Source organism: Pinirhizobacter sp. (assembly GCF_036499745.1).
Lineage (GTDB): Bacteria > Pseudomonadota > Gammaproteobacteria > Xanthomonadales > Rhodanobacteraceae > Pinirhizobacter.
Genome location: NZ_DASYDG010000010.1, coordinates 110,056 through 131,729, shown reverse-complemented (window position 1 = coordinate 131,729; position 21,674 = coordinate 110,056). Strand labels below are relative to the sequence as shown.

25 protein-coding genes and 1 tRNA gene are annotated in these 21,674 nt (G+C 63.1%); 15 read left to right on the top strand and 11 right to left on the bottom strand.

Annotated features, from left to right (window positions below):
* Positions 1–230: 230 nt before the first annotated feature.
* The 5 genes from VGM61_RS03555 to VGM61_RS03535 all read right to left on the bottom strand — a co-directional run bounded on the left by VGM61_RS03555 (position 231) and on the right by VGM61_RS03535 (position 6,296).
* Positions 231–1,613, bottom strand: a complete 1,383-nt coding sequence (locus VGM61_RS03555; protein WP_331521346.1) for an OprO/OprP family phosphate-selective porin — start codon at positions 1,611–1,613, stop codon at positions 231–233.
* 189 nt (positions 1,614–1,802) lie between these two features.
* Positions 1,803–3,152: an MmgE/PrpD family protein gene (locus tag VGM61_RS03550; protein WP_331521344.1), complete on the bottom strand. Its 1,350-nt coding sequence runs from the start codon at positions 3,150–3,152 to the stop codon at positions 1,803–1,805.
* 17 nt (positions 3,153–3,169) lie between these two features.
* Positions 3,170–4,186 carry a tripartite tricarboxylate transporter substrate binding protein gene (locus tag VGM61_RS03545; RefSeq protein WP_331521343.1) on the bottom strand — a complete coding sequence of 339 codons (1,017 nt, stop codon included), beginning with the start codon at positions 4,184–4,186 and terminating at the stop codon, positions 3,170–3,172.
* Between the two features lie 13 nt (positions 4,187–4,199).
* On the bottom strand, positions 4,200–5,744 hold the full coding sequence (locus VGM61_RS03540) for a tripartite tricarboxylate transporter permease (RefSeq protein WP_331521342.1): 1,545 nt from the start codon (positions 5,742–5,744) through the stop codon (positions 4,200–4,202).
* 27 nt (positions 5,745–5,771) lie between these two features.
* Positions 5,772–6,296, bottom strand: a complete 525-nt coding sequence (locus VGM61_RS03535; RefSeq protein WP_331521341.1) for a tripartite tricarboxylate transporter TctB family protein — start codon at positions 6,294–6,296, stop codon at positions 5,772–5,774.
* A 458-nt stretch (positions 6,297–6,754) separates the two neighbouring features.
* Between VGM61_RS03535 and VGM61_RS03530 the strand changes: the two genes are divergently transcribed.
* From VGM61_RS03530 to VGM61_RS03500, 7 genes are all read left to right on the top strand, one after another.
* Entirely contained in the window at positions 6,755–7,150 is a 396-nt protein-coding gene (locus VGM61_RS03530; RefSeq protein WP_331521340.1) for a VOC family protein, read from the top strand.
* Between the two features lie 42 nt (positions 7,151–7,192).
* On the top strand, positions 7,193–7,804 hold the full coding sequence (locus tag VGM61_RS03525) for a chromate transporter (protein WP_331521339.1): 612 nt from the start codon (positions 7,193–7,195) through the stop codon (positions 7,802–7,804).
* Entirely contained in the window at positions 7,794–8,297 is a 504-nt protein-coding gene (locus VGM61_RS03520; protein WP_331521338.1) for a chromate transporter, read from the top strand. Before VGM61_RS03525 ends, VGM61_RS03520 begins: the two co-directional genes overlap by 11 nt.
* A gap of 57 nt (positions 8,298–8,354) precedes the next feature.
* Complete coding sequence (locus tag VGM61_RS03515) at positions 8,355–9,155, top strand: IclR family transcriptional regulator (RefSeq protein WP_331521337.1); 801 nt, start codon at positions 8,355–8,357, stop codon at positions 9,153–9,155.
* A gap of 5 nt (positions 9,156–9,160) precedes the next feature.
* Positions 9,161–10,546 carry an Hsp70 family protein gene (locus VGM61_RS03510; RefSeq protein ID WP_331521336.1) on the top strand — a complete coding sequence of 462 codons (1,386 nt, stop codon included), beginning with the start codon at positions 9,161–9,163 and terminating at the stop codon, positions 10,544–10,546.
* Positions 10,547–10,640: 94 nt separating this feature from the next.
* A complete protein-coding gene (locus VGM61_RS03505; RefSeq protein WP_331521335.1) occupies positions 10,641–11,105 on the top strand; it encodes a hypothetical protein in 465 nt (154 codons plus the stop codon).
* A 3-nt stretch (positions 11,106–11,108) separates the two neighbouring features.
* Positions 11,109–11,390 (top strand): type II toxin-antitoxin system RelE/ParE family toxin, encoded by a 282-nt coding sequence (locus tag VGM61_RS03500; RefSeq protein WP_331521334.1) that lies wholly within the window; start codon positions 11,109–11,111, stop codon positions 11,388–11,390.
* A gap of 18 nt (positions 11,391–11,408) precedes the next feature.
* On the opposite strand, the gene VGM61_RS03495 is transcribed toward VGM61_RS03500, so the two are convergent.
* Positions 11,409–12,005, bottom strand: coding sequence for a hypothetical protein (locus VGM61_RS03495; protein ID WP_331521333.1), 597 nt, complete (start codon positions 12,003–12,005; stop codon positions 11,409–11,411).
* 119 nt (positions 12,006–12,124) lie between these two features.
* Here VGM61_RS03495 and VGM61_RS03490 point away from each other — a divergent pair, with 119 nt between their 5' ends.
* Positions 12,125–12,604, top strand: a complete 480-nt coding sequence (locus tag VGM61_RS03490; protein WP_331521332.1) for an aldehyde-activating protein — start codon at positions 12,125–12,127, stop codon at positions 12,602–12,604.
* Positions 12,605–12,717: 113 nt separating this feature from the next.
* On the opposite strand, the gene VGM61_RS03485 is transcribed toward VGM61_RS03490, so the two are convergent.
* The 5 genes from VGM61_RS03485 to ftsY all read right to left on the bottom strand — a co-directional run bounded on the left by VGM61_RS03485 (position 12,718) and on the right by ftsY (position 16,303).
* Positions 12,718–12,793 (bottom strand) — tRNA-Phe (locus VGM61_RS03485).
* Between the two features lie 69 nt (positions 12,794–12,862).
* Complete coding sequence (locus VGM61_RS03480) at positions 12,863–13,135, bottom strand: oxidative damage protection protein (RefSeq protein WP_331521331.1); 273 nt, start codon at positions 13,133–13,135, stop codon at positions 12,863–12,865.
* Positions 13,132–14,178: an A/G-specific adenine glycosylase gene (mutY, locus tag VGM61_RS03475; RefSeq protein ID WP_331521330.1), complete on the bottom strand. Its 1,047-nt coding sequence runs from the start codon at positions 14,176–14,178 to the stop codon at positions 13,132–13,134. The genes VGM61_RS03480 and mutY overlap by 4 nt, the downstream gene beginning before the upstream one ends.
* Positions 14,175–15,215, bottom strand: coding sequence for a membrane assembly protein AsmA (locus VGM61_RS03470; RefSeq protein ID WP_331521329.1), 1,041 nt, complete (start codon positions 15,213–15,215; stop codon positions 14,175–14,177). Before VGM61_RS03470 ends, mutY begins: the two co-directional genes overlap by 4 nt.
* A complete protein-coding gene (gene ftsY / locus VGM61_RS03465) occupies positions 15,212–16,303 on the bottom strand; it encodes a signal recognition particle-docking protein FtsY (RefSeq protein ID WP_331521328.1) in 1,092 nt (363 codons plus the stop codon). The genes VGM61_RS03470 and ftsY overlap by 4 nt, the downstream gene beginning before the upstream one ends.
* Before the next feature lie 76 nt (positions 16,304–16,379).
* On the opposite strand from ftsY, the gene rsmD reads away from it, so the two are divergent.
* The 7 genes from rsmD to VGM61_RS03430 all read left to right on the top strand — a co-directional run bounded on the left by rsmD (position 16,380) and on the right by VGM61_RS03430 (position 21,664).
* Positions 16,380–16,958 carry a 16S rRNA (guanine(966)-N(2))-methyltransferase RsmD gene (gene rsmD, locus VGM61_RS03460; RefSeq protein ID WP_331521327.1) on the top strand — a complete coding sequence of 193 codons (579 nt, stop codon included), beginning with the start codon at positions 16,380–16,382 and terminating at the stop codon, positions 16,956–16,958.
* 24 nt (positions 16,959–16,982) lie between these two features.
* Positions 16,983–17,495 (top strand): pantetheine-phosphate adenylyltransferase, encoded by a 513-nt coding sequence (gene coaD / locus VGM61_RS03455; protein WP_331521326.1) that lies wholly within the window; start codon positions 16,983–16,985, stop codon positions 17,493–17,495.
* 26 nt (positions 17,496–17,521) lie between these two features.
* Positions 17,522–18,028, top strand: a complete 507-nt coding sequence (locus VGM61_RS03450; RefSeq protein ID WP_331521325.1) for a hypothetical protein — start codon at positions 17,522–17,524, stop codon at positions 18,026–18,028.
* A gap of 38 nt (positions 18,029–18,066) precedes the next feature.
* On the top strand, positions 18,067–18,321 hold the full coding sequence (locus VGM61_RS03445) for a YfhL family 4Fe-4S dicluster ferredoxin (protein ID WP_331521324.1): 255 nt from the start codon (positions 18,067–18,069) through the stop codon (positions 18,319–18,321).
* A gap of 55 nt (positions 18,322–18,376) precedes the next feature.
* Complete coding sequence (gene ggt, locus VGM61_RS03440; RefSeq protein WP_331521323.1) at positions 18,377–20,068, top strand: gamma-glutamyltransferase; 1,692 nt, start codon at positions 18,377–18,379, stop codon at positions 20,066–20,068.
* Positions 20,069–20,197: 129 nt separating this feature from the next.
* A complete protein-coding gene (locus tag VGM61_RS03435; RefSeq protein WP_331521322.1) occupies positions 20,198–21,247 on the top strand; it encodes a TMEM43 family protein in 1,050 nt (349 codons plus the stop codon).
* Positions 21,248–21,262: 15 nt separating this feature from the next.
* Complete coding sequence (locus VGM61_RS03430; protein WP_331521321.1) at positions 21,263–21,664, top strand: MAPEG family protein; 402 nt, start codon at positions 21,263–21,265, stop codon at positions 21,662–21,664.
* The last annotated feature ends 10 nt before the right edge of the window (positions 21,665–21,674 follow it).

Below are 21,674 nucleotides of genomic sequence, written 5' to 3'. Positions count from 1 at the left end.
TGGCTGCCCGCCAGAAGGCGGATGGCCTCGACCACCGCAGGAGTTACCTGCGGTGGTCGATCATTGGATCGGGTTCTGATACCCGATATCGCCGGCTCACCGGCGACGCGTAGATCTTCGCTTAAGCGACGAGGCAATGCTATGCGAACTGTCTCAAAGTTGCCGAGCAATTTTCAATCGAAGAAAGCTCATCTATCAAAGATGGCGCATCCATGCGCCCGGGGAGCTTTCTAGAACCCAATCCACATCCGTCCAACCACGATGGTTGGCTTGTTGTTGTCGTTGATGTTGCCGGGACGGTCGAGCTTCGTCACCTTGGTGTAGTCGATCGAGAAGCGCAGGTATTTGTTGACGTACCAGTTCAGGGCGGCCGTGGCATTGGTTTCCTTGCCGCCGATGATGTCGTGCGAAATGAGATTCTGCGTGTCGTAGCGCAGGCCTACCTGCCAGGCGCCGTATTCGCCTTTCGGCTTGATCGTGCCGTAGGAACCGTTCTCGTATGCCTTTGCGCGCGAGTCGTCGGTAAGGAAGTAGCTGGCCTGGGCGTACCACCCGTTGAAGCTGAGGTCGGGCCCGACACTGCGCTTGATTTTCATCGTGTCGTACTGCGCTTGCATCGCCAGCGGGCCATACACGCCGGCGACTTCGCCGCCGAGCTTTTGTTCCTTGGTCACGTCCAGGATGTCGTCGGTGTCAATGAGCGACGATGCGAAGTGGGCGCTAGGCTTGGTCGCGAAATCCACCTCTTCGGTGTGGCCAGGATGGCGGTATTCTGCGTTGATGCCGACGTGGAACAAGCGATCGTCAGTGTGGATGGGTACAAGAGTGGCGCGTGCTGCACCGCCTACGCCGGCGTCATCGTTCTTGTCGGTGTCACGCGGATAACCGCTGCCGAACAGACCGACACCAATCGTGTACTCGCTATGCTCACCGAAGCTCGAGTGGCGCATGTAGCCCAGTCCGAAGCGCTTGGGTGGGTCAATGCTGTCGTTGAGCATCGAACGTTCATTGAATTCCAGTGCCTTGTTGGTGGTCTGGTATTCAAGCGAGAAGAATTCCTTGAAGTAACCGACGGTAAGCTCGGTGTCCTTGAACCCGGTGTAGGTAAGGTAGGCATTCTTGATTTCGTCGGGGGAGGCTGAGAAGTCGTAGCTCACCATGTACGACCAGTCTTTATAGATGGTGCCGGACAGGTCGAAGCGCGTGCGGCGCATTTCCTGCGCGTTGCCGATCTTGGTCTTGTCACTGTCACCGAAACCGTAGTCGGCCTGGATGCGGCCGCCGATCTTCATGGTGAAATTCTCGTCCTTCGACTTGAACGGGTTGATGCCGCTCTTTTGCGCAGGTGCGGCCGTGGTGTCGCTGGCCGATGCCTGGGGCGCGGCCTGCACCGTGGCTACGGCCGCGGCCTGGCGCTGTTGCTCCTGGGCCACGAGGGCGTCGTACTGCACCTTGGTGATGACACCGTTCTTGAACAGCGTATCGAGCAGCATCAGGTTGCCGCTGTTGGCCGCCGGCGCGGATTGCGAGAACGCAGGTGTCGCCAGGCCCAGGGCAATGGCAAGCCCCAGGACCACGCGCGGCAGCTGTACTTTGATTGACGACTGATACATGACTCTCCTCCCCATCGAGTGTTGTATTTCAAGGGAAGAGGCCATGAACTGCCATTCCCCACGTTTTTAAGGCAAAAGCGTCCCCACCCTGCCTATCCCCTGGCCGGTTGGTGCCCATGCAGGCGGTACTTGAATTGAAGTAAAACGCCGGCAGGCCTGCCTCGACTTACCGGCGATGCCAAGTCCTCTCTAGTCGCGTTGGGCCACGGTGAGCTGCTGAACGAAAGCGTTGACGTCCGCTTCCTTGTCCAGGTTCCACATGGCGTGCAGCACCGGTGCCAGGACAGCGGGATCAAGCACCCCGATGGCGGCGTCGGAGAATTTCTTCGACAGTTCATCGTCGGTCAGCGGTACGGCAGGCGTGCCGCGATTGCGCGCCACGTCGAAACGCAGCGTTTTGCCCGTGCGCGTCTGGATGGTGAGTTCGCAGCCGCGCCGGTCCATGTCCTTGTCGCCAACCAGGGTGACAAGGTCGCGCAGGCGCTTTATCACCGGGTCGTCGATCACCGCCTGGTCGAAATCGGCCAGCGTGAGTTTGCCGTGCACCAGCGGCACGGCAATGCCGTGCGGCGTGCTGAAGCGCGCCGCCTGGCCGTCGGCCGGCTGCATCACCGCGGTGACCGCCGCGGTGAACGGGTGCACGCGCACCACGATGCCCTCGATCTCGGATGCACGGAGGCCCGATTCAGCGGCATACGTGGCCGCCTCGATCGGCGCGTGGGTGAGGGATGCCGTGGGGTAGAGCTTGTTCCCGTTTTCGAGAATTTCCCAGGTGTGGCCGAGGCCTTCCACCAGCAGCCCGGGCGCCGGGTCCTTGCTTACCGCCGCCAGGAGACCACGTTGTCCTTCGATGGCCGTATCGATCGAGGTGAAGCCGGCCTCGGCCAGCAGGCCCGATAGCACGCCATCCATCGCTGCCTTGCCCGGGTGGATGGCCTTGGTATCGCTGCCGTACACCTCGCGGATGCCGGCACCCTGCGTAGCGGCGGTACCCAGCGCGTTGGTCGCGGCGTCGGGCGACAGTTTCAGTGCGTTGGCCACGGCGGCGGCCGCGGCGACATGGCCGCAGACACCGGTGACGTGCCACGCACTCTGGTAATGCGATGAACCTGCCGCGCGGGCGACCCGCGCGCCGGTCTCGAAGCCCGCCACGTAGGCGGTGAGCACATCCTTGCCGCTGAGCTTGCGCAACTGGCCGATGGCCAGGATTGCACCCCACAGGCAGGAGCTCATGTGGATGGTGGTCTCCACCGGGTTGTAGCAATCGTCGAAATCGAGCAGGTGCGAGGCATAGGCGTTGGCGAGCGCTGCGAACACCGCGTTGGTGGTGATGTTGGTGCCGATCACATTGGCCGGACCATCGGGGCCTGCGGCAGCCACAACCTTGCGTACTTTCTTGGCGGCGGGTTCATCCACGGCGCCAATGGTGGCCGCCGTCCAGTCCACCAGCGCACGCCGCGCGTAATGCGCGACTTCCGCGGGCAGGTCAGAATATTCAAGCGACGAGGAAAAAAGACCGAGCTCGCGCGTCTTGCTCATCGGGGCACGACCTTGCGTCATTTGTTGTTGCTCTTGAGGAGGTTGACCATCGGTGCCATGGATGCAGTGAAGTCGTCGATGCGCTTGTCCAGATCCGGCCCGGTCACGTACTCGGAAACCAGGCCTTCATCGTCCATGTACTTCTTCCAGTCGGCGGTCTGCGTAAGCTTTGAGAACAGGTTCCGGTAGTAGGTAACGGCGGCCGGCGGCATATTCGCCGGGCCGGCGATCGCGCGCCATTGCAAGGCCTCGGGCAGGCCGGTTTCGGGGATGCCTTGCTCAGCGAAGGTGGGCACGTCGGGGAACTTGGTTGCGCGGTGCTTGCCCATCACGCCAATGATGCGAAGCTGGCCTGCGGCCACTTCTTCGGAGAAATCGTTCTGAGCGCCAAGCATCATCTGCGCATCCCCGCGCAGCAGCGCCGTGATGCGCGGGCCGCCATCGGCGAATGAGAGATACTTCCACTTGGTACCGGTGTTCTGCTGGATCTTCAGCGCCGCCAGGTTATCCACCGAGGAATACGCTCCGCCCACCTGTACCAGCTGGCCCGGCTTTGCCTTGGCCGCGGCGATGAAGTCGGCCATCGTTTTGTATGGCGAGTTGGCCGGTACGGCCACCATCTGCGGCTCCACCGAAACCTGGGCGATAAGCGTGAGGTCCTTCACCGTGGCTTCGGCGTTGGGCGTATTGAGCCCGCTGATGATCCACTTGGAGGTGAAGGCGGCGATGAAATCAGGCTGCGGGGACTTCTGCTTCAGGAAGCTCATCGCCGCCAGGCCGCCACCTTGCGAGCGGTTGAGCACCGGCCAGTTGCCGTCGATCAACTTGTTGGCCAGGGCGATCTTCACTACTTCGCGGGCGAAGACATCGCTTCCGCCACCCGGACCTGTGTCGACGACGAACTGCACGTCGCCGGGCTTGCCGTTGGTGTCGGTGCCGGCGTTTTCGCTGCAGGCGGTGATGGCAGCGGCGGAAAAGAGCACGAGTAGGGCTAGCGCGGCAGCGCTGCGCTGCCGCTTGAAGAGCATGTTCATGGTGGTTGGCCCTTTATTTCACGGTGTCGGCGACGAAGTTGACATTGATTACGGAAGCGGCAGCACGTTGTCGCTGGCGTCGTCGGCCCCAGATGGACAGCACCACCACGATCACCGTGGTGATGAGGATCGAGGCGGAGATCGGCCGTTCGAGGAAGATCATCGGGTTGTTGTTCGACAGCATCAGCGATTGGCGCACGGTGAGCTCGGCTTCGGGCCCGAGTACGAACGCCATCAGCATCGGCGTGGCCGGGACCTCGAGTTTTCGTAATAAGTAGCCCGTGATGCTGAAAACCATCAGCAGGCATACGTCGAAGATCGAGCCGCGCACGCTGTACGCACCGACTACGGCCAGCACAAGGATGATCGGATAGAGCAACCAGTACGGTATGCGCAGGATCTGCACCCACAGCGGGATCAGCGGCAAGTTCAGCACCAGCAGGGCGATGGTGCCCAGGTACAGGCTGGCGATCACCGGCCAGGCGATTTCCGGATGGTTGGTGAAAAGCAGCGGCCCAGGCTGCACGCCGTACAGCAACAGCGCGGCAAGCATCACCGAGGTACTGGCGCTACCGGGAAGTCCCAGGCTCAGCAGTGGGATCATCGCACCGCCGGCTTCGGAGTTGTTCGCGGCCTCGGGGCCAGCGACGCCTTCGATCAACCCGGTGCCGAAGCGCTCGGGGTGCTTGGAGGTGTTCTTCACCAGCGCATAGCTTACGAATGACGCCATGGTTGAGCCGCCACCCGGCAGCGCGCCGATGAAGAAGCCGACGACCGAGCCGATGGCGATTGCCAGGCGCGACTGCTTGAAGTCGGCCATGTTCGGCAGGTAGTCGCGCAGGCGCTTGGGTGCATCGAGCTTCTCGACTTTGCCGCGCACCTTCTCCAGGTTCACCAGCACCTCGCCCACGGCGAACAGGCCCAGGGTGACAATCAGGAATTCGATACCGTCGTACAGGTTCACGCTGCCGAAGGTGAAGCGCTCGGTGCCGGTGAAGATATCCACGCCCACGGTGGAAACCAAAAGGCCAAGGAACATCGAGATCAGTCCCTTCACCGGTGACTTGCCGGCAAGCGTCACCACCAGCAACAGGCCGAAGAACATCAGTACGGCGAATTCGGGCGGCCCGAAATTCACGGCCAGTCGCGCCGCCAGGGGAGCGGCGAAGGTAAGGGCGATGATGCCCACCGTGCTTGCGATGAATCCGGATATGGCCGACATGCCCATGGCGGGTCCGGCACGTCCCTGCTTGGCCAGCTCATGGCCGTCGTAACAGAGCACGACCGAAGATGTCTCGGTGGGTATGTTCAGGAGGATCGCGGTGGTGGCACCGGCGAACTTTGCGCCGTGATAGATGCCCGCCATCATGATCAGGCCCGTGGTGGGCGGTAATCGCAACGTAAGCGGCAACAGGATCGCCAGGGTGGCCGCGGGATTTCCAAGGCCAGGCAGGATGCCGATCAGGGTGCCTAATATGGCGCCGCCGATCATCCAGGCCAGGTTGGTCACGGTCATGGCCGTGGCGAAGCCATCGATCAGGTTGGTAAGGACGGACATTAATTCAGGTTCCGGGGAAATGGCATGTCAGATGCCGAGCACGCCGAGATGGAACATGCCGGCGGGCAGCTCCATGCCCAGCAGCTGAACGAACAGCAGCCACGTTGCGATCGGTATCACCAGGGTGCCGAAATAGGCGCCGAGGTTCCGGCGCTTCTCCACATAGAAGAGGAGGAATGCAAGCAGCAGCGTGGTGGTAAGGACGAAGCCCAATACGCTAAACAGCGGCACGGCTGCGATATAGGCGGCCAGCACGATAAGCGGCCGGCGTGACAGGAACGGCTTGCCCGGTTCGCGCGGCGCCGCCTTGCCGTGGGCGACTTTTTCCAGATGGCTGACGGGCCCCACGGGCCGGACTTCAGGTATAGCCGGACGCATGCCCTGGCGTATCTGCAGCAGGCCCAGGATCACCAGGCCCAGGGAGACCAGGCGGGGAAAAAAGCCGGGCCCCGGGGTGTTCTCGGAAAAGAAGGGCATGAACAGCGCCATGGTGAGCGCTCCTGCCCCGAGGGCCGTGATGACCACCCCAAAGGCAACATCTGAACGACGCATCTTTGAATCTCCGCTAGGCAGAAAAGATTTCTCGCTGGCGGACAGACCATAGGAGAATAGTTTGTGGTCGTCAAGGGCGCATGCACGAATGAAATCGCGCTTGTTTTAAAGTGATTTGAACGAATAAGGCGTGGAATGAGGCAAAATTGCAGGAGTGACTACAAGATCTTTTTGCCGGAAATGTGGATTGTGCGATGGAAAGGTAAGAAGCAGTCAATTTCCATGATGCAATGCAATAAGTAATTCAAGTAAAGTGCTACTTAAGCCGTATTTAGTTGAGTACATTAAAATGTCGCGTCGCAATATAATGGGTAGGTTAGTGGGGTGATTGTGCGGTGTGTGTTTCCGCCATGCGGAAATAGCGTGCTTGACTTGATCGCCATCTGCGCTCACCATCCATTGCCGTCCACCTAGCGGACAGTATTTCTTACAGATCGAAACTTACAGGAGAACTCCGGATGCGTATCCGCCATATGGGCGTCGTCACCAAAGACCTCGAGAAGGCAGCGACCTTCTACGAGAAGGTTCTGGGCTTCAAGCGCCTGGGCCCCATCCGCACGCCAGGCCATTACCCGGGCAAGGCCATCGACATGAGCGACGGCGAAGTCAATTATTCCCTGCTTTGCCCGGACGAGCGCGTAGAGTTCTCGCCGTGGGCGCAAGGTACCCTGGGGCCGAACCACATCGGCGTGGAAATCGCCGACACTGCCGCTTGCGTTGAGGCCCTTAAGGCATACGGCATCGAGATCTACGGCGAGGACAAGCAGCAGGTCCCGCCGCGCTTCTTCAAGTTCCTGGATCCAGACGGCGTTGAAATCGACGTCGCCACGCCGGACCGCAGCTGGAAGTACTGATCCACCCGATACCGTAGCCGGGCAAGAAGGAGTGGGGCACTGATGCAAGGCAGTACCAAGGCGCATCATGCCCCGCTCGCGCCGTGGACCGAAGTGTTCATGGCCTTCGCCCGCATCGGCCTTACATCCTTCGGTGGCGGCAGCGCCACGGTATCGGCCATGCGGCAGCTGTGCCTTCGCAAGGGTTGGCTAACCGAAGCGCAGTTCATCGACCAGTTGGTGCTGTCCCGGCTGACGCCAGGCATCAGCATCCTTTCCCAGGTGATGTTGATCGGCCGCACTGTCTGCGGCACGCCGGGCATGGTGGCGGGCCTGGCTGGCCTGATGCTGCCTTCGCTTGCCATCACCATTGCGCTGGCCTGGGGTTACGAGCGCATCAGCGCCTTTCCCGGTGCGCAGGTGCCCTTGCACGCCGTGGCCGGCATGGCCGCGGGTTTCGCCGTGTCGCTGGCCATCCAGTTGTTCCGCGACATCATGCGCCCCGTGCCGTTCCTCAGGGCATTGCTGCTGTTCGCGCTTTTCGTCGCGCTTGGCCTGTGGCTTGGCGACCCATTGCTGGTGATGGGCATCGCTATCGCGCTGGCACTGATATTCCCTGGACTGTTCGACATGCTGCCTCCACCGCCGGAGGCCGGATCCGCCGATGAGCCTTGAGCACCTGTTCATCACCGTGCTGATCGCCAACATGATCGGCTTCGGGGGCTTGAGTTCGCTGCCGGTGATGCGCGGGGAACTCAACGCTGCCGGGCTGCAAGCGGATTCGCTGCTGCTGCATTCGCTGTCGGTCGCCAATATCACCCCGGGTCCAAACGGGCTGTACCTGGTGGTGGTGGGTTATTTCGTGCTGGGCTTGAAAGGAGCACTGGTGGCCGTCGTGGCACTGATGCTGCCGCCGGTGCTGGTGCTGCCGCTGGAACGGGCGCGCAGCCGGTTGGTACATCTGAAGCGCTTCCGCGCCGTGATGTTCTCGCTATCGCTTTGCGTCATGGCGCTGCTGGCCATCTCCAGCGGTTCGCTGGTGTTGCACGCGGCTACCGATATCCTGGGCATTGCCATGGTTTGTGCCGGCACGGTGCTGTTGCTGTATCGGTTGCCGCCGATCGCGGGTTTCGTACTGGCCCTGCTGGTGGGCTGGCTGGCTTCTTAAGTTCCAGTCGTTCTTAAGGCTGGACAAGTTTTCCTCAGACCGGCAAAATTGTCCGCTATGAAGAAAGACTCCCTGGTCGACAAAGTAGGGCCCGCCGCCGAGGCTGGTGCCCCAAGCTACCCGATATCTTCCGTCGGTAATGCACTTCGCCTGCTGTTGCTGTTCCGCGAGCAGCAATCGGTGCGCCTGACCGAAGCCTGCGCGTACCTGGGCGTGGCCCATTCCACCGCGCATCGATTGCTTGCCATGCTGATCCAGCATGGCTTCGTGCGCCAGGAATCCTCGCGCGCCTATCGCCCCGGGCCGATGCTGGTGGAGATCGGGCTGGCCGTGGTGCAGAAAATGGACGTGCGCATGCAGGCACGTCCGTTCCTGGAGGAACTGGCCGCCGAGTTCGGCGAAACGGTGCATCTGGTGATACTTGAAGGCGACCAGGTGCGCTATGTCGATGCCATAGAGAGCGACCGCGCGCTGCGTGTCACTGCCCGTACTGGTCAGGTATTGCCCGCGCATTGCACCTCGGCGGGCAAGGCACTCTTGGGCGAACTGACCCCCGCCCAGGTGACGGCGATCTATTCGGACAAGAAACTCACGATAAAAACGACGCATTCGGTGCGTTCGTTCCGTGCGTTGGAAACAGCGCTGCTGGACGTGCGCCTGAACGGCTTTGCCACCAACCACGAAGAAAGCGAGGAGGGCGTGGGCTCGGTGGCCATTGCGCTGGTGAACAGCGCAGACCGTTCCGTGGCCTCGATCGCCGTGGCGGTGCCGGAGAGCCGGCTCACGCCCAAGCTGCAGGCGGCGATGGTGAAATCACTCAAGGGCGTGCGCAAGCGTTTCAGCGCGCTGTCGGACTAAGCATCATGCATATCGGCATCGACTTCGGCACCAGTTACTCTGCCGCCGCGACCTACCGCAATGGCACACTTGAGATCATCCGCTTCGGCGATTCGGCGCAATTCCGCACGGCGGTATTTTTCCCCGAGGTCGTGCCCGATCCCAACGATTTCATGCTCACCCCCGCGCTCGAAGCGGAGGTTGAGGCGCAGGCGCGCGACTTGCGCACCCAGCAGCGGCAGTTCGGCGGCGCCGAACGCAGCGATGACGCCCTGCGTCGCGATGCCGTGCGCCTTGTGCGCAGGCAATGGCTGGAAGAGCGCGCACGCAACTCGCCCACGGCTACCCTGGAAAGTTTCCAGCACGCGCTATTCGGCGACGAGGCCGTGGATGCTTATCTTGAATATGGCGATGGCAACCTGATCGAGTCGCCCAAATCGATGCTGGGCTTCCGCATGGATCCCCAGGTGCGCAGGGTGATCGTGCACATCGCCACGCACATCCTGGAGCACATCCGCCTCACGGCCAGCCGCCAGCTGGGCGAGGCCGTGCGCAGCGCGGTGATCGGCCGGCCGGTGCAGTTCCGTTCGTCGATGGGCGAGCGCGGCTCCGAGCAGGCCGTGGAACTGCTCCGGGAGGCCGCCGCCGTGGCGGGCTTCGATGAGGTTTCCTTCCTGGAGGAACCCGCCGCCGCGGCCATGCACTACCACAAGAGCCTGACCACCCGGCAGCGCGCCCTGATCGTGGATATCGGCGGCGGCACCACCGACGTCGCCTTCGCCGAACTGGGCGGTGGCCAGCACCCAGAGATCACCCGCAGCTGGGGCCTGCCCAAGGGCGGCACCGATCTGGACGTGAACCTCTCCGTCCACGCCTTCATGCCGCTCCTGGGCAACAACATCGCCAAGGTGCCCGTGCACCATTTCGTCGAGGCGGCCAGCGTGCACAACCTCCCCAAGCAACGGGAATTCCGCAAGCAGGATTACCGCCTGGTGGACGAACCCTGGCAGTCGCGCCTGCGCAACCTGCAGAAGCCAGGCGCCACCACGCGGCTGAACCAGGAAGCGGAACGCACCAAAATCCTGCTGTCGGCCGACACAGCGCACCATTCCGACCTCAGCTTCCTGGAAGCCGGCCTCGGCGCGGACACCACCCAGCCCGAACTGATCGAAGCGATCTCGCCTTTCATCAATCGCTTGAAGCGCACCCTCGATGACGTCCGCGGTGACCTCTCGAACACCGATACCGCCGCAAGCGTGTTCCTTACCGGTGGCACCTCGCGTTCGCCCGCGGTGCAGGCCGCGGTGCGTGAGAGCTTTCCGGAAATCGAACTGGTGAAGGGTGATCCGTCACTCGGCGTGGTGTCCGGGTTGGCCGTCGCTGCGGCGGAGCTTGATGGGATGCCGCCGTAAGGGGGGGCTTACCCATTCTCGGCGAAACCTGCTTGCAGGATAATAGTTATATGTGTACGTTAATAACAATTGGCTGGCAACGGACGATTGAGACATGCACACTCTTACCCTTGAACAGCTTCGAACGGCGAGTCGTGCAGGCGGCGTGGAAAGAGTGACCCTTACCGCCCAAGGTGCATCCTTCTTCGTGCGAGTGGGAACACGGTTTGGAGGCGAGGCTTTGCTTGCGAAAGCTCGAAGCACGGAGCCGCGGCGCTTTGGCAATCCATTGCAGGCACTTGCACTACTCAGGGACCTTGGTTTGTTTGTCGGTGGGTTCGACGTTGGCGAGTGGGATCCGTCTGACACGGAAACGGCGAGAACACGCCCCGACCGCGCAGAGGCACTCAAACGTACTCATGCAGCAGCGGAACATGACCGCTGGTTTCGTCAGCAGGTCGCTGATGCTTTGTTAGACGTTGAAGATCCCTCTATCGAGGCGATTCCGCACGAAGAAGTGCGGAAAAACATGGAACGCCAGCGTGAGAGGATAAAAGCGCTCATCGCACACAAGGAATGATGCATGGAGGTGGTATGGATGCCACGCGCCGAACAAGCAAGAAGCAATGCCATCGAATACATCCTGGGCGATAATCCGATCGCAGCTTGGGACCAGATGGACGTGATCGACCGTCAGTTGCATATTTTGATACAGCATCCTCGCGCAGGGCGTAGAGGACGAGTGCCTGGCACACGCGAACTCGTCATCACCGGCACGCCTTACATCGTGGTTTACGTTGTGGAGTCGCGTCTGAGGCAAGTCAGCATAGTTGCGTTCCTGCACGGCTCACAGGCTTGGCCATAAACGCCGCTGCAACCGGCGTCAGCCAAATACTTCATATCGCCGGACAATCCATGCCAACTGGTATGCGAATGCAAGAACTGCGAATGCCTGGTGGTATCGCTGGTTGCTCGTGCGCGTGGCAATAAGCGCCAGTAGCACATACGCTCCGTTCCGGACGTAATACTCCGTTCCAAGGGATGCCACGAATGCACTTCCCTTGAGCAGCGAATCAAATACGTCTACCACATAGATCGCCGCCACCAGGCCGAAGAACCAGCCGCGCCGCGCGTAGTAGTGCGCCTGATCGTCCGCTGTTCGCCCATCGCTAAGGCTGGCCGGGAACACGACAGTGCAGGCAAGGAACACCAGCAGCGCATAAAAGACGATGAAGGCAAACATGCCGAACGTCCACGCCGGCAACGCCGACAGGCGCACCTGCCACCACCAGAAATGGATGATGTACACCAGCATGAAGGCCGCCCACATCATGTGTGGCCAGTACAGCTTGCGCCAGCGATTGAACTCGATGATGCGGGCGAACTGGGTAAGCATGTGGGCGAGTGCCAGGCCCACGATCATCCCCAGCAGCGTGCGTACGTTGGGGTAGATGTCCAGCGCGCTGATCGATGTGTGCATGAGTGCGCTCCGCTGAGGCCTGTGCGGCTGGCTGGAAGTATCCATCAGTGGCTGCCGGTGATAAAGCGCGGTGGGCAGTCTAAACTGCACACACTCAGGACGCTCAGGCGGTTATGACGATGGCTTCGATCCAGGTTCTGCGCGGAAGCTGTCATTGCGGCCAGCTTGGCCTTGAGTTTTCAACGGCCCTGGAGCTCTCTGGGATCAGTCCTCGCGCCTGCGATTGTTCGTTCTGCCAGAAGCACGGGGCTGCATACGTGTCCGATCCAGCTGGACGGCTATCGGTAACGGAGCATGAGCCGGGCGCGCTTCGCGTCTACCGGCAGGGATCGAAGCAGGCGCAGTTTCTGATGTGCGCGCATTGTGGCGTATTGGTTGCTGTCATCATGGAGCATGAGGGCCGCCTGCATGGTGCCGTCAATGCATTGTGCCTTGATGAAAACCATGCCTTTGCGGCCCCCACCACTGTGTCGCCCAAGGCGCTGGCTCCCGATGAAAAGGTATCCCGGTGGCAACAGGCGTGGGTCGCCGATGTGTTGGTCGTGAAAGCGGTTGCAATCGACAGTGTCGGCGAGGTCGGGTTGACCCGCTGCAGATAGTTGTCCTCAGACATGAGAACCATGATGCCCGGTAGCGCGAAGGGATCGATGTAGTAGCTGGCTGAAAACTGCGTAGCCAAAAGCCGGTTAGAGGATCACGGCATCGAACGGAATGGTGGCCGGGGACGGAATCGAACCGCCGACACGGGGATTTTCAATCCCCTGCTCTACCAACTGAGCTACCCGGCCATGGGTGCGCAACGAAACGTTGCTGGTGAGCCGCGTATTAGATCCGGTGAGCGGCCCGGCGTCAAGCCTTCAGGCTTCCGGCGGCACGTATCCGGAAGGCTGGGCGACATCGCCACCGAAGAAATACTTCTCCATTTCCGCTGCCAGGAAGCTGCGGGTTTTCGGGTCCAGCGGGGACAGGCGCATTTCGTTGATCAGCATCGTCTGGTGAGCCAGCCACTGGCCCCAGGCTTCCTTGCTGACCTGGCTGTAGATGCGCTGGCCCAGTTCACCCGGCCACGGGGCGAAATCCAGGCCGTCGGCATCCTTGTCGAGCTTGATGCAATGCACGGTGCGCGTCATGCGGATATCTCCCAAAGCGGTGACAGCAGGGTGCGGACGGGCGCCGGCAGGCCGAGGGCTGCGGCATCACAGGGCGCACACCAGCGAAGGCGGTCATTGTCGGCGATGCCGGGGGTGGCTGTCGCGCGGTCAAACAGCACAGGGTGAACATTGAGGCGGTAGTGGCTGAAGACGTGGGTGAACGGGGTAAGCGCCTGCGCTTGGGCCACACGGGCAAGCGTGGTGGCAGTAACCGCCGCATGTTCCATGTCGGTGGCTTCGGGCAGGCTCCACAGCCCCGACCACACACCAGTGGCGCCGCGTTTTTCCAGCAGGATGCGGCCGTGCGCGTCGCGCAGCACGATCATGGTGGTGGCGCGCGTGGGTATGGCCTTGGCAGGTTTCGACGCAGGGATCACGGCGGTCAGGTGATCGCGATGCGCGACGCAATCGCTTTGTAGCGGGCATGCCGCGCATAGGGGGCGCGAGCGCACGCATAACGTGGCGCCTAGGTCCATGATCGCCTGTGTGTAATCGGCCAGGCGCGCGTGTGGCGTGTGTGATTCGGCCAACAGCCACAGCTTCTTTTCCGTGGCGGTGTCGCCGGCAAATTCCGCAATGCCGTGCAAGCGCGTAAGCACCCGCTTGACGTTGCCGTCCAGGATGGGAAAGCGCAGGCCGTGCGCCTGGGCCAGGATCGCACCGGCGGTGGAACGGCCAATACCGGGCAGGGCGGCAAGTTCGGTGAAGCTGGTTGGCAGGTCGCCGCCGTGGCGTTCAACGCACAGCTTGGCCGCGGCGTGCAGGAAACGGGCGCGACGGTAATAACCCAGGCCTGCCCACAGAGCCAGCACGGTATCTTCGTCGGCGGCCGCGAGGCTGGGCAGGGTGGGCAGGCGATCAAGGAATCGCTGGAAATAGCCGATCACCGTGGTGACCTGCGTCTGCTGCAACATCACCTCGGACAACCACACGCGGTATGCCGTGCGCGGGTGCTGCCAGGGAAGATTCTTGCGTCCGTGGACGTCGTACCAGGCCAATAGCCGCGCGGCGACGTCGCTCATTTTTCCGCCACTGTCGAGGCGGGCGCCGGCAGTGTGACATCCGCGCCGCTGCGCACGTGCAGGCCGCGGATCTTGACCGGGCCCGCGTCGATGGCTGCCGCATCGACCTGGCCCTCGAATGAGGGCAGGGACAGCGGGCCGTTACCCGCAAGCGATGACCACCATTGGGCCAGCTTCAGCGGTGCGATACGCACGTGGGCGTGATCGGCACCGCCGTCGAGCTTTATCGCCAGGGTGAGCGGGTCGTTCATGTTTGCCGGGGTCATTACCACGCTCGCCTGGTAGTCATCGCCGCCTCGGTTGATGTCGCCAGCCACTGAGCCGGACACATTGGCGGCGCCGCGCCAATGCGCGCTGCCCTTGAGGTTCGCGCGGAGGTCCGAGCCAGCGGTGGCGGCGACCGTGATGTCGCTCAACTCCAGCACCTCGTCCGAAAGATGTGGCATGGCGTCAAGGTCGAGCGAGAGGGGCCGGCCCGAGGCATCCTTGCAGCGCAGCGCAAGCTTGAACGGGCGGTCGCTGCGCAGTTCGCCGGTATCGAGGTTTACGTCGCCCAGCCATACGGCATTTCCCCGGATCACCGTGCCGTCCTGGATCGACAGGCCGGTGTCGATCGTCGGCAGGAACGGATGTGCGCCGCTATGGCCAGGCGGCAGGGCGTCGATAGCCGCGGAGAGGGCGTCAAGGTCGACGCGTGGATTGTCGAACTCGATGCGCGAGATCGCCGTCTCACTACGCAGCAGCGCCCGCCAGGGCAGGATGATGCGGCCACGCGTGGCCAGCAGGATGCTTCCGCCGCCATCGCCACGTACGTTGATACCCTGCAGTTCGATGGCGGGGCGCGGCCACAGCGAGGGCGATGCGGGCTGGCTGAGCGTGAGTTCCACGCCAAGCGCGCGCGCGCGCTCTGACAGTAGCGAGGTGAAACGCTCCGGCTGCAGCAACACATAGACGGTAATCACGGCACCGGCCACCAGCAGCGCGAGCACGAGGCCCGCCCAGGCCAGGCTCCGCCGCCAGCGCCAGGTCGCCGTCACGATGCGCCGAGCGCGGCCGGCAGCAGGCCGTCGACGAAGGCCTCGGCATCGAACACGCGAAGATCCGTGGCTTTCTCGCCCAGCCCGACATAGCGGATGGGCAGGCCGAATTCCCGGGCCAGGGCAAATACCACGCCGCCCTTGGCGGTCCCGTCCAGCTTGGTCACCACCAGGCCCGTCACGCCGACGATGGCCAGGAACTGGCGCAACTGGTTCATGGCGTTCTGGCCTGTGGTGCCATCGATCACCATCAGTACTTCGTGCGGGGCTTCGCTGTCGATCTTCTTCAGCACGCGGGCGATCTTGCCCAGCTCGTCCATCAGCCCGCCCTGCGTATGCAGGCGGCCGGCGGTGTCGGCAATCAACACATCGGTGTCGCGCGAACGCGCGGCCGTCAGTGCGTCGAAGATCACGCTGGCGGCGTCGGCATCCTGGCCCTGTGAAATCACCGGCACGTCGTTGCGCTCGCCCCAGGTCTTCAACTGTTGCACGGCGGCGGCGCGAAATGTGTCGCCGGCTGCCAGCACCACGTCGCGGTGCTCATTGCGGTAGCGGCGTGCCAGCTTGCCGATGGTGGTGGTCTTGCCCACGCCATTGATGCCGACGGTAAGGATCACGAACGGCTTGTGCGTGGAAACATCCAGCGGTTGTTCCACCGGGCGGAGCATGTCCACCAGTGAGGTGCGCAATGCCGCCAGCAGCGCGGCGGCATCGGCGAACTCGCGCTTGTGCATGCGCTGGCGAAGGTCTTCCACCAGTTCGGTCGACGCCGACACGCCGACGTCAGATGTGATCAGCGTGGTTTCCAGTTCGTCCAGGAGGTCGTCGTCGAGTTTCGGGTGGCGGACGAACAGCGATCCCAGGCCCTTGGCGAAGCCGCTGCCGGAGAGCCGTTCACGCCAGGAGCGGCGTGCCGCCGGTGCTGACTCTTCTTCGGCCGGGGCCTGGGGATCCGCCGGGCCAGGTGCCGGGAACTCCGACAGGGCTTCGGCCAGGGTTTCGGAGGTGGTATCCACCGACCCGGCGTCAGCGGCCGGGGTGACGGCATCGTCACCCGCGGTGGTTTTTTTCTTCCAGAAGTTAAGCATGGACCAGGGGATTGAAAGACAATGCGCTGATGCTAGCACCGTCCTTCCCACCGCCCGCTGAGCGAGCCCCCCGCTGATGGCCGCCCAACGGCCTGGCCGGGTGCGCATCATCGGTGGCTCAGTGCGCAATTCCCGCCTTGAGGTACCCGCCGTGGAAGGCCTGCGGCCCACGTCGGAGCGCGTCCGTGAAACCCTGTTCAACTGGCTCACCCCGGTGATCGAGGGCGCCGATTGCCTTGATCTGTTCGCAGGCACGGGAGCCCTGGGGATCGAGGCACTGTCGCGCGGCGCGGCCAGTGCGGTGCTCGTGGATGCCGACCGCCGCGCCGTGCAGGCGATCGAAGCCAATGTGGCTCGGCTGCAGGGGATCGAAGCCACCACCGTCAGTGCATCATGGGAGACGTTCCTGGCCCGGCCGCCCCGGCCCTTCGACCTGGTGTTCCTGGACCCGCCTTTCGCGCTGGGCCTTTGGCAACGGGTGGCCGATCGACTGGAAGCGGGCGGCTGGTTGCGGGCAAATGCGTGGATATACGTCGAGTCGGCCCGCGGCAGTTCGTTCACCCCGCCACCGGGCTGGCTCCTGCACCGGGAAGGCGCTGCGGGGGAAGTGGTATTTGCCCTCTATCGCCGCCATCGGGTTGATCGGCTAAGCTAATCCGATGTTCGCGTCGACCCTGCCATGACCAACCCGCGCCTTGCCGTCTATCCCGGCACGTTCGACCCCATCACGAACGGCCACGCCGACCTCGTGGCCCGCGCCGCGCCGTTGTTCGACCGCGTGGTGGTGGCCGTGGCCGAAAGCCCTAACAAGGGGCCGGGCTTCAGCCTGTCCGAGCGGATTTCCCTGGCCCGGTTGGCCCTGGCAGACCAGAAAAACGTCGAAGTGCGCGGGTTCAACAGCCTGCTGGCCCATTTCGTCGCCGAGATCGGCGCCGGGGTGATCCTGCGCGGCCTGCGAGCGGTGTCCGACTTCGAATACGAGTTCCAGCTGGCCAGCATGAACCGCCACCTGATCCCGCACGCCGAAACGCTGTTCCTGACGCCGGCGGAGCAATACAGCTTCATTTCCTCCTCGCTGGTGCGCGAGATCGGCCGCCTTGGCGGCGACATCTCCGGCTTCGTGCATCCGGCAGTACAACAGGCGATGCGCCAGCGCTGGCGCGGCGCGTCACCTGCTTCCAGCCAAGCCTGAAATATCCAAAACCTGGGGTGACCACCATGCGTAAACTCATTTTTGCCGCTTCCCTCGCCATGACGGTCATGGCCCTTAGTGCCTGCGGCAGTTCCGGTGACGAGGACAAATCCGCCGCGCCGACCACCGCCGTGGCCCCGGTAGCCAAGCCGACCAACCCGGCCGACACCGCTGCCTGGGGCAAGTACCTTGGCACCATCGTCAAGGCGAACATGCAGGGCATGACGGCCGACCGCCCGTACCCCTACCTGGTGCCGGCTGGTGACGACGATGCGTCCGTGGCCGGTCGCGAACGCCAGCTTGAGAACGTTCAGGGCACCACTGCCCGCGGCGTGCTGCCGGGCAACATGCTGGCCTTTGGTGGCCCTGATTCGACCAAGACCGCAGACCTCATCGTCGCGGCCTTCAAGGACACCCAGGCGGGCTCCTTCAAGAAGGTGATCGTGCTGTTCATCGGCGATGCCGCCGACAAGGACCGCGTGGGCGCGGTGATTACGCCGACGGGCGCCGAGTACCGCTTCGTCCAGATGTAAAATCCTGCGGGCGTGGGGGCCGGAGTACAATGGCCCCCATGTCACTGAAGATCCTCGATACCTGCGTCAACTGCGACGTCTGTGAGCCCGTCTGTCCGAACAAGGCGATTTCGCTGGGCGAGGAGTACTACGTCATCGACCCGGCCCTGTGTACCGAGTGCATCGGGCACTACGACGTACCCCAGTGCATCGAGGTCTGCCCCGTCGAGTGCATCGAGCTCGACCCTGCCCATGTCGAGGGCCAGGACGTACTTAAGCTCAAATACGAACACCTGATGGCGCGCGCGGGTTGACGTGCTGCGCCGCATCAGGTCGTATTGACCTCTTTGGCCCGTTGGAGATTCGCGCATGACGCTTGCACCCGGCTGGCGCGTCGCCGCCGCATCGTTCCTCTTCGTGGCGGCAGCTGCCCAGGCAGCTCCGGCGGAAACGGCCAAACGTCCTGGCCATGCAGCCATCGCCAGTGCCAACTTCATGGCTACGAACGCCGGTTTCGAAGTGCTGGGCAAGGGCGGTAACGCGTTCGATGCGGCTGTGGCCGTGGCGTCCACGCTTGCCGTGGTTGAGCCGCAGAGCTCAGGCATGGGCGGCGGGTTCATGGCGCTGCTGCATCGCGCCAGCGATGCGAAGGACACTTTCATCGATGCCCGCGAGGTGGCCCCGGGCGCGGTCGACTCCAAGGCTTATGTCGACGCGCAGGGCAAGCCCAACCGCGATACCGCCGAGAATGGTCCGCTCGCCGCCGGTATCCCTGGTGAACCAGCGGGGCTGGTGTACATGGCAGAGCATTACGGCAAGCTGCCGTTGAAGGTGTCGCTGGCGCCTGCGATCCGCATTGCCCGCGACGGCTTCCAGCCGGATGGGCGTTTCCTTGGCGCCGTCGACGAACGCAAGGATGTGCTGGCGCGGTATCCGGCCTCCGCGGCGCTGCTGTTGCCGGGCGGCGAGGTGCCGCAGAAGGGCTGGACGTTCAAACAGCCCGATCTTGCCAATACCCTGGAACGCCTGGCCGACAAGGGTGTGGAGGGCTTCTATGCCGGCGAGACGGCGAAGGAGCTGGTGGCCTCGACGAAGCTGGCCGGCGGAACCTGGACGCTTCAGGATCTTGCGTCCTACAAGGTGAAGGAGCGCAAGCCCGTAAGCGTCGACTACCGCGGCTTCAAGGTCGTCACCGCACCGCCACCGTCGTCCGGTGGCGTGGCGATCATTGAGATCCTCAACATCCTGGCCGGGTACGATCTTGCCAGCATGGATGTCGTCCATCGCACGCACTTCATCCTGGAAGCCATGCGTCGCGCGTTTCGCGACCACAACGACTACCTGGGCGACCCGGATTTCGTGAAGATGCCGCTGGACATGCTGCTGTCGCCCTACTATGCCGACGGCCTGCGCGCCACGATCCTTCCCGACAAGGCCACGCCGTCGTCGATGCTGCCGGCGGCACTGGCCGCCGACCCCGGCATGCACACCACGCATTTCTCCATCATCGATGCCGACGGCAACATGGTGGCCAGCACGCTCACGGTGAACCTGGAATTCGGCTCTGCTTTTGTTGCCGGCAAGACGGGCGTGGTGCTGAACAACGAGATGGACGACTTTGCCCTGGTGCCGAACGAGCCCAACGCGTTCGGCCTTCGTGGCAGCATCGCCAATGCACCGAAGGGCGGCAAGCGCATGCTTTCGTCGATGTCGCCGAGCTTTGTCTTCGGTGCCGACCGCACCGCGGTGATCGGCTCGCCCGGTGGCTCCACCATCATTACCCAGGTGCTCGAGGGCATCCTTGCCTTCGTCGACGGCAAGGATGCTGGCGACATCGTCAAGCAGAAGCGTTTCCACCACCAGTACCTGCCTGATTCCGTTTCGGTAGAGGAAGGCACGTTCGATGCCGCCACCACCAAGGCGCTCAACGACATGGGCCACAACCTGAAGGTCCGCTCGTCATGGGGCTTCATGAATGTGGTGACCTGGGATCGCAAGGCGAACAAGCTTGACGCGGCAAGCGATCCACGCCGGCCGTCCGGGCTGGGCAAGGTGCAGTAAGGGCGGGCATGGGTTAAAGAAATATGCGTGACCGCCGATCACCTTGCCGATTACCACTCATAGCTACGTGATGAATGACATCGGCCAAGGCACCACCATGAAACCTGCCCACTGGGCGGGGACGGGCGCATGACAACGTTCGCGCGTTGGCTCCAGCGCCTCACCCTCGTGCGCGTGGTCGGTTCGTTCCTGGTGCTGGCAGGGCTTGGTATCTCGGCCACGGCCGAGCGCTCGCTGATCGACTACCGCCAGGCGCTGGCCCAGCACACGGCCAGCAGCGTGCTTGACCTTGGTGCCGGCGGACGTCCGCAGGCTGGCCAGTACGGTTCCACCACCCGCGTGGCGGGCCTGCCCAAGGTGGTGGAAGCTCCCCGTGACGAGGCCTTCGGCCAGCGCGCGGAATCACCTGTGCTGGTGCGTCACGTGGAGATGTTCCAGTGGCGGGAGATCCGCGTGGGCTCGATGGTTACCTACGAGCTCGACTGGGTCGATCATCCGGTGAATGCCTCGACCTTCGACCAGCCGCGCGGACACGCCAACCCTGGCGCCTTCCCGGTGGAAGGAAAACAGTTCGACGCAGGCCAGGTACTACTGGGCAATTTCGTGTTGTCGCCAGCCATCCTGCACGCCTTGCCGGGTACGAACGCGCTTACCCCGGACATGAAATCCCTGCCGGCGAATTTCGCCGCCACCTTCCAGTTGTACGACGGCGCGCTGGTCACCAGCGCCCACCCGGGCAATCCGCGCCTGGGTGACCTGCGGGTGTCGTGGAGCACCGTGCCGCTGCAGGAAATCACCGTGCTGGCGCGCATCGACGGAGACACCCTGGTGCCGTCCACGCGCCCGGATGTGCCAAGCCCCGGCTTCGATGTACAAGTGGGCGACCGCTCCCTGGTGGACGTGATCCCCGGCACACCCGAGGAACCGGGCATGATCGGCGCCTGGCGCATGCTCGCCATCGTGCTTGTGACACTGGGTGTTCTCCTGCTCGCGCAGCGTCAGCGCATGCACCATGACGTACTGTTCGCCGTGGGTGCGGCTGCCATCACCATCGGCGCCATCACCTGCGTGCTGTGGCTGGCGGTGAGCATCGGGCAATCGGCCGCCTGGTTGCTGCTGTGCGCCGCGGGCGTTGCCCTGGCCAGCTGGCGGGTACACTGTCGGTCCGAAGGGGACTGACAGGAAACCAAACCGATGCGGATTACCGGCTTGTACGCAGCCTTGCTCGCCTTATGGGTAATGGGCCTTATCGCGCGCGTGAGCTTGTTGCGCAACCGGCACAAGATCGGCCTGGGTGATGGTGGCCTTCCCGCCATGGTCCGGGCGGTCCGCGCCCACGCCAACGCGATTGAAACCATCCCACTGGCGTTGGTTTTACTACTGGTGCTGGAACTGGACCAGACCCAGCCGTGGCTGCTGCATGCCTTCGGCATCATGCTGCTGGTGGGGCGCGTGCTGCACGGGCTGGGGCTGTCCGGCGCCAGCGGCTATTCGTTCGGCCGCTCGGTGGGCATGGCGTTGACCGTTCTGTCGATCGTGGGCATGGCCGTGCTGCTGCTGTGGCAGTTCGTGCTGCTGCGCGTCCTGGTGGGCTGACCGACCGGCG

Coding starts and splice junctions, on each gene's coding strand:
- VGM61_RS03555 (WP_331521346.1), bottom strand. CDS start 1,613: ATGTATCAGTCGTCAATCAAAGTACAGCTGCCGCGCGTGGTCCTGGGG.
- VGM61_RS03550 (WP_331521344.1), bottom strand. CDS start 3,152: ATGAGCAAGACGCGCGAGCTCGGTCTTTTTTCCTCGTCGCTTGAATAT.
- VGM61_RS03545 (WP_331521343.1), bottom strand. CDS start 4,186: ATGAACATGCTCTTCAAGCGGCAGCGCAGCGCTGCCGCGCTAGCCCTA.
- VGM61_RS03540 (WP_331521342.1), bottom strand. CDS start 5,744: ATGTCCGTCCTTACCAACCTGATCGATGGCTTCGCCACGGCCATGACC.
- VGM61_RS03535 (WP_331521341.1), bottom strand. CDS start 6,296: ATGCGTCGTTCAGATGTTGCCTTTGGGGTGGTCATCACGGCCCTCGGG.
- VGM61_RS03530 (WP_331521340.1), top strand. CDS start 6,755: ATGCGTATCCGCCATATGGGCGTCGTCACCAAAGACCTCGAGAAGGCA.
- VGM61_RS03525 (WP_331521339.1), top strand. CDS start 7,193: ATGCAAGGCAGTACCAAGGCGCATCATGCCCCGCTCGCGCCGTGGACC.
- VGM61_RS03520 (WP_331521338.1), top strand. CDS start 7,794: ATGAGCCTTGAGCACCTGTTCATCACCGTGCTGATCGCCAACATGATC.
- VGM61_RS03515 (WP_331521337.1), top strand. CDS start 8,355: ATGAAGAAAGACTCCCTGGTCGACAAAGTAGGGCCCGCCGCCGAGGCT.
- VGM61_RS03510 (WP_331521336.1), top strand. CDS start 9,161: ATGCATATCGGCATCGACTTCGGCACCAGTTACTCTGCCGCCGCGACC.
- VGM61_RS03505 (WP_331521335.1), top strand. CDS start 10,641: ATGCACACTCTTACCCTTGAACAGCTTCGAACGGCGAGTCGTGCAGGC.
- VGM61_RS03500 (WP_331521334.1), top strand. CDS start 11,109: ATGGAGGTGGTATGGATGCCACGCGCCGAACAAGCAAGAAGCAATGCC.
- VGM61_RS03495 (WP_331521333.1), bottom strand. CDS start 12,005: ATGCACACATCGATCAGCGCGCTGGACATCTACCCCAACGTACGCACG.
- VGM61_RS03490 (WP_331521332.1), top strand. CDS start 12,125: ATGGCTTCGATCCAGGTTCTGCGCGGAAGCTGTCATTGCGGCCAGCTT.
- VGM61_RS03480 (WP_331521331.1), bottom strand. CDS start 13,135: ATGACGCGCACCGTGCATTGCATCAAGCTCGACAAGGATGCCGACGGC.
- mutY (WP_331521330.1), bottom strand. CDS start 14,178: ATGAGCGACGTCGCCGCGCGGCTATTGGCCTGGTACGACGTCCACGGA.
- ftsY (WP_331521328.1), bottom strand. CDS start 16,303: ATGCTTAACTTCTGGAAGAAAAAAACCACCGCGGGTGACGATGCCGTC.
- rsmD (WP_331521327.1), top strand. CDS start 16,380: ATGGCCGCCCAACGGCCTGGCCGGGTGCGCATCATCGGTGGCTCAGTG.
- coaD (WP_331521326.1), top strand. CDS start 16,983: ATGACCAACCCGCGCCTTGCCGTCTATCCCGGCACGTTCGACCCCATC.
- VGM61_RS03450 (WP_331521325.1), top strand. CDS start 17,522: ATGCGTAAACTCATTTTTGCCGCTTCCCTCGCCATGACGGTCATGGCC.
- VGM61_RS03445 (WP_331521324.1), top strand. CDS start 18,067: ATGTCACTGAAGATCCTCGATACCTGCGTCAACTGCGACGTCTGTGAG.
- ggt (WP_331521323.1), top strand. CDS start 18,377: ATGACGCTTGCACCCGGCTGGCGCGTCGCCGCCGCATCGTTCCTCTTC.
- VGM61_RS03435 (WP_331521322.1), top strand. CDS start 20,198: ATGACAACGTTCGCGCGTTGGCTCCAGCGCCTCACCCTCGTGCGCGTG.
- VGM61_RS03430 (WP_331521321.1), top strand. CDS start 21,263: ATGCGGATTACCGGCTTGTACGCAGCCTTGCTCGCCTTATGGGTAATG.